At 39.5% G+C, this 893-nt stretch carries 1 pseudogene; it reads right to left on the bottom strand.

Going from position 1 to position 893, the window contains the following annotated elements:
• Positions 1 to 5: 5 nt before the first annotated feature.
• Positions 6 to 852: pseudogene (locus tag M1R56_RS10000) on the bottom strand (IS630 family transposase).
• Positions 853 to 893: the final 41 nt, after the last annotated feature.

Genomic DNA, 893 nt, shown 5'->3' with positions numbered 1-893 from the left:
TATAGTCATTTAGTTTTAAAAAAGCGCTCTAAACATTCAAAGATATTTGGAACTTCCCTTAATAAATTTGTCACTTTCTTTTTCAAGACAGCCCAAGCTTGCTCAATGGGATTCAAATCTGGTGAATAAGGTGGTAAAGGTAAGAAAAAGTGTTTATCTTGGATGCAAAGTTCATCCAAAATCTTCTTGGGATGAAAACTAGCATTGTCCATGACAATGACATGAGGCGTCTCTAAAGCAGGCAGGAGTTGCGTTTTGAACCATTCTACAAAGAAGTTGCTCGTCATACTTTCCTTGTAAATCATGGGAGCTATAAACTCTCCGTCTACTTGTCCTGCAACAATTGAAGTCCGTTCAAAGCGCTGTCCTCTAATCTTTTCATAGACTTTCTCCCCTCTAGTAGCCCGTGCATAAGGACGATAGAGGCAGCGATCGATTCCCGTTTCGTCAATATATACGACTGGTAAATCTTTTAGGATATCCAAAACATCAAGAAACTCAGCGACTTTCTCTGGATCTTGTTCCTTAAAGCTAGTCGTCTTTTTTTAAAGTGACCTTAATCTGCTTTAAAGCTGCCCATACTGAAGGAACGGCACAAGCAAAATGTGCCGCAATCTCCCTTAAGAAAGCATCTGGATGAGCCTCTACAAAGGCCTTCAACTCCTCCAAAGGAATCTTTCGGCTTTTGGCAACTCGCTTTTTCCGCTCTAAGTGCCCTTGTTCACGTAATTTCTTTTCCCACATGAAAAGAGTTCTGACGCCAACATCAAAAACTTTGGCTGCCTCGACATGGCTATGCCCCTCTTTGATGTAATTTAATGCTCGGTGTTTAAAATCTGTACTATATGCCATAGCTTTATTATAACATGTATTTTATAAACTAAGATACTATA

This window comes from Streptococcus sp. oral taxon 431 (assembly GCF_023115445.1).
In the GTDB taxonomy this organism is placed as follows: Bacteria; Bacillota; Bacilli; order Lactobacillales; family Streptococcaceae; genus Streptococcus.
The sequence above is the reverse complement of the archived record's forward strand: the minus strand, read 5'-3'. Positions and strand labels throughout refer to the sequence as shown.